The organism is Streptomyces sp. NPDC019224 (genome assembly GCF_040632605.1).
Classification (GTDB): domain Bacteria; phylum Actinomycetota; class Actinomycetes; order Streptomycetales; family Streptomycetaceae; genus Streptomyces.
Genome location: NZ_JBEYCF010000020.1, coordinates 99,047 through 116,059, shown reverse-complemented (window position 1 = coordinate 116,059; position 17,013 = coordinate 99,047). Strand labels below are relative to the sequence as shown.

15 protein-coding genes are annotated in these 17,013 nt (G+C 68.1%); 7 read left to right on the top strand and 8 right to left on the bottom strand.

The window, feature by feature from the left end:
• Positions 1-160 precede the first annotated feature (160 nt).
• The 4 genes from ABZ564_RS15815 to ABZ564_RS15800 all read right to left on the bottom strand — a co-directional run bounded on the left by ABZ564_RS15815 (position 161) and on the right by ABZ564_RS15800 (position 3,995).
• Entirely contained in the window at positions 161-718 is a 558-nt protein-coding gene (locus tag ABZ564_RS15815; protein WP_360855737.1) for a hypothetical protein, read from the bottom strand.
• Between the two features lie 44 nt (positions 719-762).
• A complete protein-coding gene (locus ABZ564_RS15810; protein WP_360855734.1) occupies positions 763-2,031 on the bottom strand; it encodes an MFS transporter in 1,269 nt (422 codons plus the stop codon).
• 114 nt (positions 2,032-2,145) lie between these two features.
• A complete protein-coding gene (locus ABZ564_RS15805; RefSeq protein WP_360855731.1) occupies positions 2,146-3,228 on the bottom strand; it encodes an inositol-3-phosphate synthase in 1,083 nt (360 codons plus the stop codon).
• Between the two features lie 62 nt (positions 3,229-3,290).
• Entirely contained in the window at positions 3,291-3,995 is a 705-nt protein-coding gene (locus ABZ564_RS15800; RefSeq protein WP_360855728.1) for a PadR family transcriptional regulator, read from the bottom strand.
• Between the two features lie 387 nt (positions 3,996-4,382).
• Between ABZ564_RS15800 and ABZ564_RS15795 the strand changes: the two genes are divergently transcribed.
• The gene (locus tag ABZ564_RS15795) at positions 4,383-7,142 is read left to right on the top strand and encodes a transglycosylase domain-containing protein (RefSeq protein ID WP_360855725.1); all 2,760 of its coding nucleotides are present in this window, start codon (positions 4,383-4,385) and stop codon (positions 7,140-7,142) included.
• A 134-nt stretch (positions 7,143-7,276) separates the two neighbouring features.
• Positions 7,277-8,782 carry a glycosyltransferase 87 family protein gene (locus ABZ564_RS15790; RefSeq protein ID WP_360855722.1) on the top strand — a complete coding sequence of 502 codons (1,506 nt, stop codon included), beginning with the start codon at positions 7,277-7,279 and terminating at the stop codon, positions 8,780-8,782.
• Between the two features lie 24 nt (positions 8,783-8,806).
• Here ABZ564_RS15790 and ABZ564_RS15785 read toward each other — a convergent pair whose 3' ends face one another.
• The 3 genes from ABZ564_RS15785 to ABZ564_RS15775 form a co-directional block, all read right to left on the bottom strand.
• The gene (locus ABZ564_RS15785; RefSeq protein ID WP_360855719.1) at positions 8,807-9,838 is read right to left on the bottom strand and encodes an alanine racemase; all 1,032 of its coding nucleotides are present in this window, start codon (positions 9,836-9,838) and stop codon (positions 8,807-8,809) included.
• A gap of 106 nt (positions 9,839-9,944) precedes the next feature.
• Positions 9,945-11,063: a peptidoglycan bridge formation glycyltransferase FemA/FemB family protein gene (locus tag ABZ564_RS15780; RefSeq protein ID WP_360855717.1), complete on the bottom strand. Its 1,119-nt coding sequence runs from the start codon at positions 11,061-11,063 to the stop codon at positions 9,945-9,947.
• A 174-nt stretch (positions 11,064-11,237) separates the two neighbouring features.
• On the bottom strand, positions 11,238-11,552 hold the full coding sequence (locus ABZ564_RS15775) for a hypothetical protein (RefSeq protein ID WP_360855714.1): 315 nt from the start codon (positions 11,550-11,552) through the stop codon (positions 11,238-11,240).
• Positions 11,553-11,831: 279 nt separating this feature from the next.
• Here ABZ564_RS15775 and rpsF point away from each other — a divergent pair, with 279 nt between their 5' ends.
• From rpsF to rplI, 4 genes are all read left to right on the top strand, one after another.
• Positions 11,832-12,122: a 30S ribosomal protein S6 gene (rpsF, locus tag ABZ564_RS15770; RefSeq protein ID WP_018101872.1), complete on the top strand. Its 291-nt coding sequence runs from the start codon at positions 11,832-11,834 to the stop codon at positions 12,120-12,122.
• Between the two features lie 72 nt (positions 12,123-12,194).
• A complete protein-coding gene (locus ABZ564_RS15765) occupies positions 12,195-12,791 on the top strand; it encodes a single-stranded DNA-binding protein (protein WP_018522065.1) in 597 nt (198 codons plus the stop codon).
• A gap of 43 nt (positions 12,792-12,834) precedes the next feature.
• Positions 12,835-13,071, top strand: a complete 237-nt coding sequence (gene rpsR, locus ABZ564_RS15760) for a 30S ribosomal protein S18 (protein WP_003967857.1) — start codon at positions 12,835-12,837, stop codon at positions 13,069-13,071.
• Between the two features lie 18 nt (positions 13,072-13,089).
• Positions 13,090-13,536 (top strand): 50S ribosomal protein L9, encoded by a 447-nt coding sequence (gene rplI / locus ABZ564_RS15755; RefSeq protein ID WP_143617560.1) that lies wholly within the window; start codon positions 13,090-13,092, stop codon positions 13,534-13,536.
• 137 nt (positions 13,537-13,673) lie between these two features.
• Here rplI and ABZ564_RS15750 read toward each other — a convergent pair whose 3' ends face one another.
• The gene (locus tag ABZ564_RS15750) at positions 13,674-15,011 is read right to left on the bottom strand and encodes an MATE family efflux transporter (RefSeq protein ID WP_360855709.1); all 1,338 of its coding nucleotides are present in this window, start codon (positions 15,009-15,011) and stop codon (positions 13,674-13,676) included.
• Between the two features lie 459 nt (positions 15,012-15,470).
• Between ABZ564_RS15750 and dnaB the strand changes: the two genes are divergently transcribed.
• A complete protein-coding gene (gene dnaB, locus ABZ564_RS15745) occupies positions 15,471-16,955 on the top strand; it encodes a replicative DNA helicase (protein WP_360855706.1) in 1,485 nt (494 codons plus the stop codon).
• Positions 16,956-17,013: the final 58 nt, after the last annotated feature.

The following is a 17,013-nucleotide window of genomic DNA, read 5'->3' as shown; positions in this document are numbered from 1 at the left end:
TCTCTGTGGGGGGGGCGGCCCCGGTGTGTCTCCCCGGTGCGGGTTTTGCGCGGCGGGCCATATTTTACTGTTTAAAAAGCGCCCCCCGACGCATACGCCGAGGGGCGTTGTTTCACGTGAAACAACGCCCCTCGGTCGACGTTCCGAGTGGAACAGAAGTTCAGTTGGCCGTCTTGAGCGGCGTCAGGCAGAGCACCACGCTGCTCCGGCTGTTACGGCGCCCCGAGCTCTCGGTGTAGGCGACGTACTTCTCCGCGTCGCACAGGTCCGTGTCGGTCGCGTTGTCGTGCACCTCTGCGACCTTGTACTCCGCAGCGGACGAGCCGCAGTCGGCGGACTCCATGTCCGGGTTGAAGTTGGTGCCCTTGTTCTCCAGGCAGTCACCCACCGAAGCAGCCTTGGCGTCGGACTCGAATATCTCGGTCCAGCCGAACTTCAGCCCGACGAGCACGACGAGGCCCACGACGATGATGATGATGTTGCGCGTGGCGAGGAACGCCTTCCTGCCGCCCGACGGCTGCGAAGGTCCCTGGGGTCCCTGAGGGCCGCTCCACCCCTGCGGCTGCTGGCCCTGGTGCGGAGGGTAGGGCTGCTGGGGGCCGCCCCACCCCTGCTGCGGCTGTTGCGGCGGGTAGCCGTATCCGCCCTGCTGCGGCGGGTAGGGCTGAGCCGGCTGCTGACCGTATGGACCGTTGCCCGGCTGTGGTGGGTATGTCATCTGAATGCCCCCGTGATTCGTGTGTTCTGTTTGACGCGGGCACGCTATAGGACATCCCCGCCCCGACTCCAATGCGCCAGGTACAGGGCAGTGGCTGCGTAGAGCACCGCCACACCGATCACGAGCGCTGCAGACCGCCCGTCGGGAGGCAGTATCAGCGCGGCCGCTGCGGCGGCGGCGACGAAGGCGACGTTGTACAGCACGTCGTAGAACGAGAAGGCTCTGCCCCGGTAGACGTCGTCCACAGCGGTCTGTACCACGGTGTCCGTGGCGATCTTCGCTCCCTGGGTGACGAGTCCGAGGACGAACGCCGCCACGAGCATAGGCGCAGGAGCGAACCACAGGCCCAGGGCCGGTTCGAGGACCGCGGCGGCCCCCGCGCACACCACCATCCAGCGGAACCGCCCGAGCCGCGCCGCGGCCCACGGGGTCAGTACAGCCGCCGCGAAGAAGCCGGCACCGGACACCACCACCGCCATACCGAGCAGGGCCAGCCCGTCGTCCTCGTTGTCCGTCCAGGCGTACCGGCAGAGCATCAGGACCATGACGGTCAGTGCCCCGTAACAGAAGCGGATCACCGTCATCGCGGTCAGCGCCCGGGAGGCGCTCCTGTGCTCCGCCAAGTGCCGCAGCCCGTCGAGGAGTCCGTCCGCTGCGGTGGCGAGCGCCGCCCGTAGCGGTACCCGGCCGACATCGCGGTCCGGCCCGAGGAGCCCCGACGCCAGGCTCAGCGTGGCCAGCGCCGAGGCGAGGTAGAGCGCCGCGCCCAGCAGCACCACCACGGCGTCGGAGTCCGCCAGCAGCAGTCGCACCACGAAGGCGAGGCCGCCGCCCGCCGTCGCGGCGAGAGTGCCCGCGGTCGGTGACAACGAGTTGGCGAGCACCAGGTGCTTCCGGTCGACCACGCGTGGCAGCACGGCGGAGAGGCCGGCGAGGACGAATCGGTTGACCGCGGTGACGCAGAGCGCGGAGGCGTAGAAGAGCCAGACGGGAGCCGCCCCGAGGATCAGGAGCGCGGTGCAGCAGGCGAGCGCGGAGCGCAGCAGGTTGCCGTAGAGGAAGACCTGGCGCCGGGGCCAGCGGTCCAGCAGTACGCCCGCGAACGGGCCGATGAGCGAGTAGGGGAGCAGGAGCACGGCCATCGCGGAGGCGATGGCACCCGCGGAAGCCTGCTTCTCCGGTGCGAAGACCACGTGCGCGGCCAGGGCCACCTGATAGACGCCGTCGGCCGACTGGGACAGGATCCGCACGGCCAGCAGGCGGCGGAAGTTCCGAAGGCGCAGGAGTACGCGCAGGTCACGCACGACGGGCATGGGAGCAAGGGTCACACACGGCGAGGGTCCCCGGGCGGATTGCCCGGGGACCCTCAACGGTGCGGCAGTGGAGAAGCGTTGCCGCACCTCACCTGTCCTGCTGACTCAGGTGAGTCAGTTGGAGACCTCACCGCGGATGAACTTCTCGACGTTCTCGCGGGCCTCGTCGTCGAAGTACTGAACCGGCGGGGACTTCATGAAGTAGGAGGAAGCCGAGAGGATCGGGCCACCGATGCCGCGGTCCTTGGCGATCTTCGCGGCACGGACGGCGTCGATGATGACACCGGCCGAGTTCGGGGAGTCCCAGACCTCGAGCTTGTACTCCAGGTTCAGCGGAACGTCACCGAAGGCGCGGCCCTCGAGGCGCACGTACGCCCACTTGCGGTCGTCCAGCCAGGCCACGTAGTCCGAGGGGCCGATGTGGACGTTGTCCGCACCGAGCTCGCGGTCACGGATCTGCGAGGTGACGGCCTGCGTCTTGGAGATCTTCTTGGACTCCAGGCGCTCACGCTCGAGCATGTTCTTGAAGTCCATGTTGCCGCCGACGTTCAGCTGCATCGTGCGGTCCAGGATGACACCCCGGTCCTCGAAGAGCTTCGCCATCACGCGGTGCGTGATGGTGGCGCCGACCTGCGACTTGATGTCGTCGCCGACGATCGGGACACCGGCCTCGGTGAACTTGTCCGCCCACTCCTTGGTGCCGGCGATGAAGACCGGAAGGGCGTTGACGAACGCGACCTTGGCGTCGATGGCGCACTGGGCGTAGAACTTCGCGGCTACCTCGGAACCCACCGGGAGGTAGCAGACGAGGACGTCGACCTTGCGGTCCTTGAGGACCTGGACGATGTCGACGGGGGCCTCGGCCGACTCCTCGATGGTCTGGCGGTAGTACTTGCCGAGACCGTCGTGGGTGTGGCCGCGCTGGACGGTGACACCGGTGTTCGGCACGTCGCAGAGCTTGATGGTGTTGTTCTCGCTCGCGCCGATGGCGTCCGAGAGGTCCAGGCCGACCTTCTTCGCGTCGACGTCGAAGGCGGCGACGAACTCGACGTCCCGCACGTGGTACTCGCCGAACTGGACGTGCATCAGACCGGGCACCTTGCCGGCCGGATCGGCGTCCTTGTAGTACTCGACGCCCTGGACCAGCGAGGCGGCGCAGTTGCCCACGCCGACGATGGCTACGCGAACCGAACCCATTCCGGTTGCTCCCTGTGTGTAATGGATGTTTCTGATGAGCCCGCCGCGGATCTGCGGTGAACTCACTTGGCGGTGTCGCCGGACGGATCCGGCGGGTTGTCTCCCCGCCGGGGCAGGCCGTCAGGCTCTCCTGCGGTCTTCTGCTGAGCTGAGCCCTCGGGCGAGGATCGTCGCTGATCCCGTCCCGACCGCTCGCTCTCGATGAGCTCGTTCAGCCAGCGCACTTCGCGCTCCACGGACTCCATGCCGTGTCGCTGCAGCTCAAGTGTGTAGTCGTCGAGGCGCTCGCGGGTGCGGGCCAGAGAGGCGCTCATCTTCTCCAGGCGCTCCTCCAGCCGGCTGCGGCGCCCTTCCAGCACCCGCATCCGCACCTCGTGCTCCGTCTGCCCGAAGAAGGCGAAGCGAGCCGCGAAGTGCTCGTCCTCCCAGGAGTCGGGGCCGGTGTGCGTGAGCAGCTCCTCGAAGTGCTCCTTACCTTCGGCCGTCAACCGGTAGACGATCTTGGCGCGGCGTCCCGCCAGGGACGAGGCAGGAGCGACGGGCCGGCCGGAGCCGGGCGCCGCTTCTGTCGGAGCGGTCCCCGGTTCCTCGATCAACCAGCCGTTGGCGACCAGCGTCTTGAGACAGGGGTAGAGGGTTCCGTAACTGAAGGCGCGGAAGATCCCCAACGAGGTGTTGAGGCGTTTGCGCAGCTCGTAGCCGTGCATCGGGGATTCACGGAGCAGGCCGAGGACGGCGAACTCGAGGATGCCGGAACGTCTGCTCAACCTCGCCCCTCCTTCTCCGAGTGCCCTCGCGGTCCCTTGTGCCGAGTCGATGTACCGAGCTGATGTATCGACTCGATACATCAGCACGATAGATCGGACCGACCGCGCCGACAAGGGGAGCCTCAGTGAGCGGCGTCACATCGCCCATTCGTAGGAACCGACTTGCGTTATTTGGGGTGAAGTTCGGTCCTGGGAAGGTTTTGACCGTGCGTAGTCTGTGCGGCATGCAGACCACCGGGAACCGCGAGACGCGCGCATGCGTCAGTGCTCGCGGACCAGCCGGATGCACTGTGGCGAGCCTGTCGCCGGGCTGGTCCGTCATTCGGGGGGACCGGATCTCACCTGCCGCTTCCAGGCGCTCTCGCCTGCCCGAGGAGTAGTCGTTCGATGAGCGAGCACCGTCGCAAGACGTCGCAACCGCAAGGTGGCGGACGTGCCGCGGCCCGACGAGCCGCCCAGCAGTCCTCCGGACGCCGCGCAGCGCCGTCACGCGGAGTAACTTCAGCCTCACCTTCCGATGTGCACGGCGAGGAGACCCCTTATGGGGGCCGCGCCGCCGCCAGACGGGCGGCCCAGCGGGGCGGTGGGGGCGGAGGAGGTTCCGGCGGCGGTGGCCGACGCCGCGGTGGCGGGGACGGCGGGCCGGAGGGCCGCGGTGGCCGGCGGCCGGCCAAGAAGCGTTTCATCGACTACCCGCGTGCCGGACGTCAGGGCCCGCGTCGCTGGATTCCGTCGTGGAAGCTGGTCTCCAGCCTGTGCATCGGCTTCCTCGGCCTCCTGATGGGTCTTGCCGGCCTCGCGTACGCCATGGTCGCCAAGCCGGACATCAAGGAGGCCGCGAAGGCGGAGAACAACGTCTACTACTGGAAGGACGGCTCCCAGATGGTGGCCACCGGCGGTGAGGTCAACCGCCAGGTCATCGGCTACGAGCAGATCCCCGAGGCGATGCGCAACGCCGTCATCTCCGCGGAGAACAAGTCCTTCGAGCACGACCACGGCATCGACCCCATGGGTATCGCCCGCGCCGTGTTCAACATGGCCAAGGGCGGCGAGACCCAGGGCGGGTCGACGATCACCCAGCAGTACGTCAAGAACTCGCGGCTGTCGCAGGAGCAGACCCTGAGCCGCAAGTTCGAGGAACTCTTCATCACGCTCAAGGTCGGCAGCGAGATGAAGAAGTCGGAGGTCATGGCCGGGTACCTCAACGTCTCGTACTACGGACGGGGTGCCTCCGGACTCCAGGCCGCGGCCCGTACGTACTACGGCAAGGACGCCAAGGACCTGGACCCGAGCCAGTGCGCCTTCATGGCCAGCCTCCTCAAGGGCGCCAGCTACTACGACCCCGCCGGCGCGCCGGAGATCGACCCGGTGCAGGCGACCGCGGAGAAGAACCTCGCCCGGGCGACGAAGCGCTGGAAGTGGATTCTCGACGAGGAGGTGAAGGACGGCCGGATGTCCCAGAAGGAACGGGACGGGTACAAGGAGTTCCCGATGCCCCTCAAGCCGCAGAAGAACGCCCAGCTGGGCGGTCAGATCGGCTACCTCGTCAACACGGCCAAGGCCGAGTTCCTCAACAACACCGACGTCACCAGCGATCAGCTGGCCCAGGGCGGCTACGAGATCCACACGACCTTCGACAAGGCGAAGGTCAACCAGCTCAGCAAGGCGGTCAAGCGCGTCTACGACGAGAAGATCGACCCGAAGAAGCGCCCGAAGACGGACACCCACGTGCAGTTCGGCGGTTCGTCGGTCGATCCCAAGACCGGTGCGATCCGGGCGATCTACGGCGGTGAGGACGCGACGAAGCACTACACCAGCAACGCCGGCCCCACCGGCGCCGCGGTCGGCTCCACCTTCAAGCCGTTCGTACTGGCCGCGGCCATGGAGTACGGCAAGCGTGACCCGTCCGGCGCCGCTGAGCAGAACGAGTCGCAGCGTACGAAGGTCTCCCCGTTGAGTATCTACAACGGCGCCGACAAGCTGAAGATCAAGAAGTACAACGGCGACATCTGGACCGACAAGGAGGGCAAGGAGTGGCTGCAGGCCAACGACGGCCACGAGTCGTACGGCCCCATCACCCTTCGTGAGGCCATGCAGTGGTCGGCCAACTCCCCCTACGTACAGCTCGGTATGGACGTCGGCACGGACAAGGTGAAGGAAACGGCCATCGCGGCCGGCTTGAAGGACGACCAGTACATGGCGGACGCCAGTGTGCCGTCCTTCTCCATCGGTACGTCCTCGCCCAGCGCGACGCGCATGGCCGGTGCCTACGCCACCTTCGCGGCCAGGGGGCAGCAACGCGAGACCTTCTCCGTCACCGATGTGAAGAAGGGCGGCAGGGTGATCTACCAGCACAAGGTGGTCACCAAGAGCGCCTTCGACAGCGTCATCGCCGACAACGTCACGGACGTGCTCAAGAACGTCGTGGAGAAGGGGACGGGTACGCCCGCCAGGCTTCCGGGCCGTGAGGTCGCGGGCAAGACGGGTACGACCGACGACAACCTGTCGGCGTGGTTCGTCGGCTACACCCCGCAGCTGTCGACGGCGATCAGCATGTACCGGCTGGACGACGACGAGAAGCACAAGAACCGCCAGTTCGAGAAGATGTACGGCACCGGTGGCGAGGACGAGATCCACGGCGCCTCGTTCCCCGCGCAGGTCTGGCACGACTACATGGCCGAGGCCATGAAGGGCGTGAAGGCCGAGGACTTCGCCAAGGCGGAGCCGATCGGGAAGAAGGTCTACGGCGGCGGCACGTCCAAGAAGCCCACGCCGACCCCCACGCCCACCCCGACCGAGTCCGAGTCCGAGTCGCCGACGCCGACCCCGACGCCCACGCCCACGCCCACTCCTGAGGTTCCGACCCCCGAGCCGAGCAAGACCTGCGGTACGTGGGACTGGAACTGCCAGAACAACAACGGCGGCAACGCGAACACGGGTACCAGCCAGGGCAACGACGGCGGCAACACGGACACGGGTACCAGCCAGGGCGACGACGGCGGCAACACGGACACCGGAACCTCCACCGGTACGACCGAGGGCGACGCCGGTTCGGGCACCGACACCACCACCGGCGGAAACACCAACGGCAACGGGAATGCCAACAGCAACGGGAACACCAACTGGTTCGGTGGCGCGGCCGGGTAGCGCCCGGCACACAGTGCGCCTCGCGCCAGGCGAACAGCCCCCGCGAGGTGACCCGAACGAGAGAAGAGGGCCGCGGCACCCCCGGTGCCGCGGCCCTCGTCGTTTCCACAGCGCCGTACGGCAGGATGTGCGGCATGCCAAGCGCAGAGGACACGAGCGTGCACCAGGAACGGTCCGTCGTACGGCCCACGCACCGGGACGAGGTCGCGGCGGCCGGCAGCGAGCTGATCGGCGGGAGGTCGGGGCGCTGGTCGCGGCTCGGCAGCACCGCGCTCACCCCGGTGGGAGCCATCGCCCTGGTGGCCATCGGCATGTTCGCGCTCGGCATGGTGCAGAAGCTTCCCTGCTACAACTGGGCGTGGTTCAGGGGCGCAGGCTCCCAGTACACCCACGCGTGCTACTCGGACATCCCGCACCTGTACTCGGGACGCGGCTTCGCCGACGGTCTGGTGCCGTACTTCGACCGGCTGCCGGGCGACATGCAGTTCCTGGAGTACCCCGTTCTCACCGGGGTGTTCATGCAGGTCGCGGCCTGGTTGACGCCGGGCGGCGGCTCCATCCAGGATCAGGAGCAGGCCTATTGGCTGGTCAACGCCGGCATGCTGATGGTCTGCACCTCCGTGATCGCCGTCTGCGTCGCCCGCACGCACCGGCGGCGCCCCTGGGACGGTCTCCTGATGGCGCTCGCGCCCGCCTTCGCGCTCACCGCCACGATCAACTGGGATCTGCTGGCGGTCGCTCTGACCGCCGCGGCGATGCTCATGTGGTCCAGGAGCCGCCCGCTGGCGTTCGGCGTCCTCATCGGGCTGGCCACGGCCGCCAAGCTCTACCCCGTTCTCCTGCTGGGGCCCGCGTTCGTCCTGTGCTGGCGAGCAGGGAAGTGGCGCGACTTCGGTGCGGCGGCGCTCGGCGCGGCCGGCTCCTGGCTGGTGGTCAATCTGCCGGTCATGATCTTCGCGCCCGAGGGATGGAAGAAGTTCTACACCTTCAGCGAGGAACGCGGCATCGACTTCGGGTCGTTCTGGCTGGTCATCACGCAGCGCACCGGCGAGGCCATCGACGTCGGCACGGTCAACACCGTCTCGACGCTGACCACGGTCGCGCTGTGCCTCGCGATCGGCGTCCTGACTCTGACGGCACCGCGCAGGCCGCGCTTCGCCCAGCTCGCGTTCCTCGTCGTCGCGGTGTTCATCCTCGTCAACAAGGTCTACTCACCCCAGTACGTCCTGTGGCTGATCCCCCTCGCCGCGCTGGCCAGGCCCCGCTGGCGGGACTTCCTGATCTGGCAGACGTGCGAGGTCCTGTACTTCCTGGGGATCTGGATGTACCTGGCGTACACGACGAGCGGTGACAAGCACCAGGGGCTGCCGACGGAGGGCTACCAGCTGGCGATCGTGCTGCACCTGCTGGGCACGCTCTACCTGTGCGCCGTCGTCGTACGGGACATCGTGATGCCGGAACACGACGCGGTGCGGCGCGACGGCTCGGACGACCCGTCGGGCGGGGTACTCGACGGGGCCGAGGACGTCTTCGTACTGACCCACCTCATCGAGGCCGCTCCCGCGCGCCGTGAGGCGCTTCCCTCGGCGACCGGACCACGGGTGGAGTGGGGCACGGCCGGCACGCCCGCCGCCGACTGAGCGGGGCGGGGCCGGACCACGGGCTCAGCGTTCGACGAGGCGGTCGTACTGGGTGGTCGTGTGGCGCAGGTGGGCCACCAGTTCGTCGCCCACCCGCGGCTCCTCGGCGTCCGAGGGCACGAACAGGATCGAGACCTGCATGTGCGGCGGTTCGGCGAACCAGCGCTGCTTGCCCGCCCAGACGAACGGTGACAGGTTGCGGTTCACGGTGGCCAGGCCCGCCCGGGCGACGCCCTTGGCGCGCGGCATCACGCCGTGCAGGGCCTTCGGGGCCTCCAGACCCACGCCGTGCGAGGTGCCACCGGCGACCACGACCAGCCAGCCGTCGGACGCGGCCTTCTGCTGCCGGTAGCCGAACCGGTCGCCCTTCGCGACGCGGGTGACGTCGAGTACGGCGCCCCGGTACTCCGTCGCCTCGTGGTCCCCGAGCCAGAGCCGGGTGCCGATGCGGGCGCGGAACCGGGTCTGCGGGAACTGCTGCTGCAGCCGGGCCAGCTCATCGGCGCGCAGGTGGCTGACGAACATCGTGTGCAGCGGCAGCCGGGCCGCCCGCAGACGGTCCATCCACGCGATGACCTCCTCGACCGCGTCCGAGCCGTCCGTACGGTCCAGCGGCAGGTGAAGGGCGAAGCCTTCGAGGCGTACGTCCTCGATGGCGGCGTGCAGCTGCCCGAGCTCCTCCTCCTTGACGCCGTGGCGCTTCATCGAGCTCATGCACTCGATGACGACCCGGGCGCCCACCAGGGCGTGCACCCCGTCCACGGACGACACGGACCGTACGACACGGTCGGGCAGCGGCACCGGCTCCTCGCCGCGCCGGAACGGCGTGAGCACCAGCAGGTCACCGCTGAACCAGTCCTTGATGCGGGCCGCCTCGTAGGTGGTGCCGACCGCGAGGATGTCGGAGCCGAAGCGGATCGCCTCGTCGGCCAGCCGCTCGTGGCCGAAGCCGTACCCGTTGCCCTTGCAGACCGGCACGATGCCGGGGAACTGGTCGAGAACGGTTTTCTGGTGCGCCCGCCAGCGCGCGGTGTCGACGTACAGGGAGAGCGCCATGGCCGGTCCGGAACCCTTCTGGTGGCTGCGGTGAATCGGAGGGGAGAAGCGTGTTCAGGCCCCATTGAAACGAATGGAGCCGGTTTCGTCAGCTGGGGAGCGCGGATCAGCGACGCGACATGTAGATGTCGAGCGCCTTGTGCAGCAGCTTGTTGAGCGGGAAGTCCCACTCGCCGAGGTACTCCGCCGCCTGACCGCCGGTGCCGACCTTGAACTGGATCAGACCGAAGAGGTGGTCGGTCTCGTCCAGCGAGTCCGAGATGCCGCGCAGGTCGTAGACCGTGGCGCCCATGGCGTACGCGTCGCGCAGCATCCGCCACTGCATCGCGTTCGAGGGGCGGACCTCGCGCTTGTGGTTGGCCGAGGCGCCGTACGAGTACCAGACGTGGCCGCCGACGATCAGCATGGTCGCGGCCGCGACGTTCTCCCCCTCGTGACGGGCGAAGTAAAGCCGCATCCGGTTGGGGTCCTCGCTGTTGAGGGCCGTCCACATGCGCTGGAAGTAGCCGAGCGGGCGCGGGCGGAAGCGGTCGCGCTCCGCCGTGATCTCGTACAGCCGCTGCCACTCGGAGAGCTCCGCGTAGCTGCCCTGGACGACCTCGACGCCGGCCTTCTCGGCCTTCTTGATGTTGCGCCGCCAGAGCTGGTTGAAGCCCTTGTGGACGTCCTCCAGGGAGCGGTTCGCCAGCGGCACCTGGAACACGTAGCGGGGCTGTACGTCACCGAATCCGGCGCCGCCGTCCTCACCCTGCTGCCAGCCCATCTTCCGCAGCCGGTCGGCGACCTCGAAGGCGCGCGGTTCGATGTGTGTGGCCTCGACGTCGCGCAGGCGCTTCACGTCCGGGTCCTGGATGCCGGCCTTGATGGCCGAGGCGTCCCAGCGGCGGATGACCACCGGCGGGCCCATCTTCACCGAGAAGGCGCCCTGCTGCTTGAGGTGCGCCAGCATCGGCTGCAGCCAGTCGCTCAGGTTGGGGGCGTACCAGTTGATGACCGGGCCCTCTGGCAGATACGCCAGGTACCGCTTGATCTTGGGGAGCTGCCGGTAGAGCACCAGGCCCGCGCCGACGAGCTGGCCGGTCTTGTCGAACCAGCCCAGGCTCTCCGAGCGCCACTCGGCCTTCACATCCGCCCATGCCGGGACCTGCATGTGACTGGCCGCGGGCAGACTCTGGATGTAGGCCAGGTGTTGCTCTCGGCTGATGGTCCTCAGGGTCAGGCTCATGCGGGGCGCTCCTCGGCAGGTGTGTCCCCATCGGTCAGGGGCTCCGGCTCTCGCGCCGAAGCCTACTGTGACCGGGAAGCGCGCGGTCTGGCCCCATCGGGCCCGCTCGGTTCCGGGCGGCGTGCGGGGGCGGCCCCGCTCGGTGGCGGAGCCGCCCGGCCCGGATCCGCAGGGTCAGCCGATCACGCCGCCGAAGAGTCCGCCGTGGGCCATGCCGAGGAAGAACCCGAGGGCGGCGGCCCCCATGCCGACGATCAGCGGGAACCTCTCACGCGTCGTCACGGAGATGTACAGGCCGTACGCCCCCGTGAGGATGCCGATGAGCCCGGCCCACGAGCTCAGCAGGTGCAGGTTGTGGAACATCGCCGAGATGAAGGCGAGGGCACCGAGGACGAGCGTGACCCCCACGAGCGCGTCCTGCAGCGGATGGGGCCTGCCGTCCGTGGCGAAGAGCGAGACGGAGGGGCGGGTCCGCGTTACGTGTGCCATGGAGTACCTCCTGGCCGACAATGCGGCGCGGTCGTGGCGCCGCTCACACCCGATGTGTACAGATTGCGTCCCCTGACCACCGGATTTCAACCGGAAGCCGGTCTGCGGGTACTCTGGTCGGTCTGCACCGGTGTCTGCCCAGGCCCACACGGTCCGCCCCTCCTCACCGAGGGTGCTGTCAGTGGCAGCTGTTTTACTCGGGCACCGTTGCTCAACGCATCACGACCCTCCTGCCACGGAACGACCGTGGCCGCTGAGTCCAAAGGAGGTGGGTTCCACATGCGTCACTACGAGGTGATGGTCATCCTCGACCCCGATCTCGAGGAGCGAGCAGTCTCCCCGCTGATCGAGAACTTCCTCTCCGTCGTCCGTGAGGGCGAAGGAAAGGTTGAGAAGGTCGACACCTGGGGCCGTCGTCGTCTCGCTTACGAGATCAAGAAGAAGCCCGAGGGCATCTACTCGGTCATCGACCTGCAGGCCGAGCCTGCGGTCGTCAAGGAGCTCGACCGCCAGATGAACCTGAACGAGTCGGTCCTCCGGACCAAGGTCCTCCGCCCCGAGATTCACTGAGCTTCCGGCTCAGCGGTCATCGGGTCCGAGTAGCAGCAAGCAGCCAAGAAATCCCCGCCGAGAGGTTCACCCATGGCAGGCGAGACCGTCATCACGGTCGTCGGCAATCTCGTCGACGACCCCGAGCTGCGCTTCACCCCGTCCGGTGCGGCGGTCGCGAAGTTCCGCGTCGCGTCCACTCCCCGCATCTTCGACCGGCAGACCAATGAGTGGAAGGACGGCGAAGGCCTGTTCCTCACCTGCTCGGTCTGGCGGCAGGCGGCGGAGAACGTCGCCGAGTCGCTCACGCGAGGCATGCGCGTTGTCGTGCAGGGCCGGCTGAAGCAGCGGTCGTACGAAGACCGCGAGGGCGTCAAGCGCACGGTCTACGAGCTGGACGTCGAGGAAGTCGGCCCCAGCCTCAAGAACGCCACGGCCAAGGTCACCAAGACCACCGGTCGCGGTGGCCAGGGCGGTCAGGGTGGATACGGCGGCGGCCAGCAGGGTGGCGGTAACTGGGGCGGCGGTCCCGGTGGTGGCCAGCAGGGTGGTGGCGGGGCTCCCGCCGACGACCCGTGGGCCACGAGCGCGCCGGCCGGCGGCCAGGGCGGGGGCCAGCAAGGCGGAGGCGGCTGGGGCGGAAGCTCCGGTGGCTCCGGCGGCGGCTACTCGGACGAGCCCCCCTTCTAGGGAAGCTCGTACCCCCACTTCTTGATCACACAGGAGAAACACCATGGCGAAGCCGCCTGTGCGCAAGCCTAAGAAGAAGGTCTGCGCGTTCTGCAAGGACAAGACCCAGTACGTGGACTACAAGGACACGAACATGCTGCGGAAGTTCATTTCCGACCGCGGCAAGATCCGTGCCCGCCGCGTCACCGGCAACTGCACGCAGCACCAGCGTGACGTCGCCACGGCAGTCAAGAACAGCCGTGAGATGGCGCTGCTGCCCTACACGTCCACCGCGCGATAAGGGAAGGGTGACCGAATCATGAAGATCATCCTCACCCACGAGGTCACCGGCCTCGGTGCTGCAGGCGACGTCGTCGACGTCAAGGACGGGTACGCCCGTAACTACCTGGTTCCGCGTGGCTTCGCCATCCGCTGGACCAAGGGTGGCGAGAAGGACGTGGCGCAGATCCGCCGCGCCCGCAAGATCCACGAGATCGCCACGATCGAGCAGGCCAACGAGGTCAAGGCCAAGCTCGAGGCCGTGAAGGTCCGTCTGGCCGTTCGCTCCGGCGACGCCGGTCGGCTCTTCGGCTCCGTCACCCCGGCCGACATCGCCTCGGCGATCAAGGCCGCCGGTGGTCCGGACGTCGACAAGCGTCGCGTCGAGCTCGGCTCGCCGATCAAGACGCTCGGCGGGCACCAGGTGTCCGTGCGTCTGCACCCCGAGGTCGCTGCGAAGCTCGGCGTCGAGGTCGTTGCTGCCTGATCGGGCCGCACCTCAGCAGAACAGTGAAGGGCCGTACCCTCCGGGGTGCGGCCCTTCGCCGTTTCACGTGAAACATGCTGCCCGGGGACTCCTCCGCCTCGGTGATGTGCGGTCCTCGGGCGGGCGCGTGCCCAGGTTCAGCGGGTCGCGCCGGTGACCAGCCATTTTCCTGAGCGGGTACGGAGCCAGAGCGTCGCCATCCGCACGATCATCATCAGTGCCATCGCGCACCACAGGGCGGTGAGTCCGCCGCCCAGGGCCGGGACCAGAAGGGCCGCCGGCGCGAAGACGGCCAGGGTCACCAGCATGGCCCAGGCCAGGTACGGCCCGTCACCGGCGCCCATCAGTACGCCGTCCAGGACGAAGACGACGCCGGCGATCGGCTGGGTGGCGGCCACCACCAGGAGGGCCGGCAGCAGAGCGTCCCGGACCGAAGCGTCGCCGGTGAACAGGGGTACGAAGAGAGGACGGGCCAGGACGATCAGTACCCCCAGGGCCACTCCGGACGCGATGCCCCACTCCACCATCCGGCGGCAGGCCTCGCGGGCACCCTGCGCATCGCCCGCTCCCAGGTACCGCCCGATGATGGCCTGTCCGGCGATGGCGATGGCGTCGAGGGCGAAGGCCATCAGGCTCCACAGGGACAGGATGATCTGGTGTGCGGCGAGGTCGGTGTCCCCGAGCCGGGCGGCGACCGCCGTGGCGATGAGCAGGACGGCGCGTAGCGACAGCGTGCGGACCAGGAGGGGCACCCCCGCCTGTGCGCAGGCCCGGATACCTGCAGCGTCGGGGCGCAGCGACGCGCCGTGCCGTCGGGCCCCCCGTACGACGACGACTAGGTAGGCGGCCGCCATCGCGAGCTGGGCGATGACCGTGCCCCAGGCCGAGCCGGCGATGCCCAGACCGGCGCCGTAGACGAGGGCGGCGTTGAGGGCCGCGTTGGCTGCGAAGCCGCCGATGGCGACGTAGAGCGGGGTGCGGGTGTCCTGGAGGCCCCGGAGTACGCCGGTCGCGGCCATGACCACCAGCATCGCGGGGATGCCGAGACTGGAGATCCGGAGGTAGGTGATGGCGTGGGGGGCCGCTGTGGGAGAGGCGCCGAAGACGTCGACGAGCCAGGGGGCCAGGGGGAGCGTCAGCACGATGACGGCGAGACCGAGCAGGAGTGCCAGCCAGATGCCGTCCATGCCCTGGCGGATCGCGGCGGCCATATCGCCGGCGCCCACCCGTCGGGCGACCGCTGCGGTGGTGGCGTAGGCGAGGAAGACGAAAATGCTCACCGCGGTCGTCAGCAGGGCGGCAGCGACCGCCAGGCCGGCCAGCTGCGGGGTGCCGAGATGGCCGACGATCGCACTGTCGACCATCACGAACAGCGGCTCGGCCACGAGTGCGCCGAAAGCCGGGACGGCGAGCGCGATGATCTCGCGGTCATGCCGACGGCGACGGGAGGACGGGGGCCCCGGTGGCTGGATCATGGCAGCCAATCTAATCTTCCACAGGTAAGAGATGCAATTGGCTGGGAGTCCTTACATTTGCTCATCTGTGGGTCACTCCTCCGCCAGAGACGCCATGATCTCCGCCCCACTGCGGAACTTTTTCTCCCCCACAGCCAGTGGATGGGGAAAGCCCAGGTCAAAGCGGTATTTGCAGCTGCGCTATGAGTTTGTCCACAGTGCTGTCCCCCGGTCCGTGCACAGGTTCCGCGGAGTTCTCCACAGCATCTGGGCCATCATCCACAGGGCCTGTGGATAACCAGATTGGCTGACGGTGCCGAGCCGCCTACCGTAGTCCGGCGCCCCCACCCCGTTTCGGCTCTGCGAGATGGCAGAACTCGACACACCGGAACCGGAGTCGGGGGTCTTGTTTGTCGGTGCCGTGCCGTAAGAAAGAGAAGCACGGCTAGGTCCGCGGAGCGGACGGGAGGAGGTGGCCGGATGAGCATTTCCGAACCCTTGGACGACCCCTGGGCGGACACCGGCCCCAGTGACCGGCTGCCCGTCTCCCGCCAGCGCCAGCGCCGGGGTGAGGACCGGGACCGGGGCGAGCGCCACGGCGGCGGCCGGGAGAGCCACGACTGGGAAGGCGGCCCCTCGGGCTTCGAGCGGGTTCCGCCCCAGGATCTGGACGCGGAGCAGTCCGTGCTGGGCGGCATGCTCCTGTCCAAGGACGCCATCGCCGATGTCGTGGAGATCATCAAGGGCCATGACTTCTACCGCCCCGCGCACGAGACCGTCTACCAGGCGATTCTCGACCTCTATGCCAAGGGCGAGCCGGCCGACCCCATCACCGTGGCCGCCGAGCTGGTCAAGCGCGGCGAGATCACCAAGGTGGGCGGGGCGCCGTACCTGCACACCCTGGTCCAGTCTGTGCCGACGGCGGCCAACGCGTCGTACTACGCGGAGATCGTCCACGAACGCGCGGTCCTGAGGCGGCTCGTCGAGGCCGGCACGAAGATCACACAGATGGGATACGCGGCCGACGGCGATGTCGACGACATCGTCAACTCCGCGCAGGCCGAGATCTACGCCGTCACCGAGCAGCGGACCAGCGAGGATTATCTGCCGCTCGGTGACATCATGGAGGGCGCCCTCGACGAGATCGAGGCGATCGGCTCCCGCAGCGGAGAGATGACAGGGGTGCCCACAGGGTTCACCGACCTCGATGCCCTGACCAACGGCCTGCACCCGGGCCAGATGGTCGTCATCGCGGCACGTCCTGCCATGGGTAAGTCGACCCTCGCACTGGACTTCGCCCGGGCCTGCTCGATCAAGAGCAACCTCCCCAGCGTGATCTTCTCCCTGGAAATGGGGCGGAACGAGATCGCCATGCGCCTGCTGTCCGCCGAGGCTCGGGTGGCACTGCACCACATGCGTTCCGGCACGATGACCGACGAGGACTGGACGCGGCTCGCCCGGCGGATGCCGGACGTCTCCGCGGCCCCGCTCTACATCGACGACTCCCCCAATCTCTCCATGATGGAGATCCGGGCGAAGTGCCGTCGCCTCAAGCAGCGCAACGACCTCAAGCTGGTGGTCATCGACTACCTTCAGCTGATGCAGTCCGGCGGCTCCAAGCGCGCGGAGAGCCGCCAGCAGGAAGTCTCCGACATGTCGCGAAACCTCAAGCTGTTGGCCAAGGAGCTGCAGCTGCCGGTCATCGCTCTTTCCCAGCTGAACCGTGGCCCTGAGCAGCGCACGGACAAGAAGCCGATGGTCTCCGACCTCCGTGAGTCCGGTTCCATCGAGCAGGACGCCGACATGGTGATCCTGCTGCACCGTGAGGACGCGTACGAGAAGGAGTCACCGCGTGCCGGTGAGGCGGACCTGATCGTGGCCAAGCATCGAAACGGCCCGACGGCGACGATCACGGTCGCCTTCCAGGGCCACTATTCCCGCTTCGTGGACATGGCACAGACCTGACCGGCACCGGCCCGGGAAATGAAGTCGCCATACGTCCGTGCGGGCGGTAGTTGTTGAT

Bases quoted from the DNA above. Each gene is read 5' to 3' on its own strand.
- ABZ564_RS15765 (WP_018522065.1), top strand. From the start codon at position 12,195: ATGGCAGGCGAGACCGTCATCACGGTCGTCGGCAATCTCGTCGACGAC.
- rpsR (WP_003967857.1), top strand. From the start codon at position 12,835: ATGGCGAAGCCGCCTGTGCGCAAGCCTAAGAAGAAGGTCTGCGCGTTC.
- ABZ564_RS15815 (WP_360855737.1), bottom strand. From the start codon at position 718: ATGACATACCCACCACAGCCGGGCAACGGTCCATACGGTCAGCAGCCG.
- ABZ564_RS15780 (WP_360855717.1), bottom strand. From the start codon at position 11,063: ATGAGCCTGACCCTGAGGACCATCAGCCGAGAGCAACACCTGGCCTAC.
- dnaB (WP_360855706.1), top strand. From the start codon at position 15,471: ATGAGCATTTCCGAACCCTTGGACGACCCCTGGGCGGACACCGGCCCC.
- ABZ564_RS15810 (WP_360855734.1), bottom strand. From the start codon at position 2,031: ATGCCCGTCGTGCGTGACCTGCGCGTACTCCTGCGCCTTCGGAACTTC.
- ABZ564_RS15785 (WP_360855719.1), bottom strand. From the start codon at position 9,838: ATGGCGCTCTCCCTGTACGTCGACACCGCGCGCTGGCGGGCGCACCAG.
- ABZ564_RS15805 (WP_360855731.1), bottom strand. From the start codon at position 3,228: ATGGGTTCGGTTCGCGTAGCCATCGTCGGCGTGGGCAACTGCGCCGCC.
- ABZ564_RS15750 (WP_360855709.1), bottom strand. From the start codon at position 15,011: ATGATCCAGCCACCGGGGCCCCCGTCCTCCCGTCGCCGTCGGCATGAC.
- rpsF (WP_018101872.1), top strand. From the start codon at position 11,832: ATGCGTCACTACGAGGTGATGGTCATCCTCGACCCCGATCTCGAGGAG.
- ABZ564_RS15790 (WP_360855722.1), top strand. From the start codon at position 7,277: ATGCCAAGCGCAGAGGACACGAGCGTGCACCAGGAACGGTCCGTCGTA.
- rplI (WP_143617560.1), top strand. From the start codon at position 13,090: ATGAAGATCATCCTCACCCACGAGGTCACCGGCCTCGGTGCTGCAGGC.
- ABZ564_RS15775 (WP_360855714.1), bottom strand. From the start codon at position 11,552: ATGGCACACGTAACGCGGACCCGCCCCTCCGTCTCGCTCTTCGCCACG.
- ABZ564_RS15795 (WP_360855725.1), top strand. From the start codon at position 4,383: ATGAGCGAGCACCGTCGCAAGACGTCGCAACCGCAAGGTGGCGGACGT.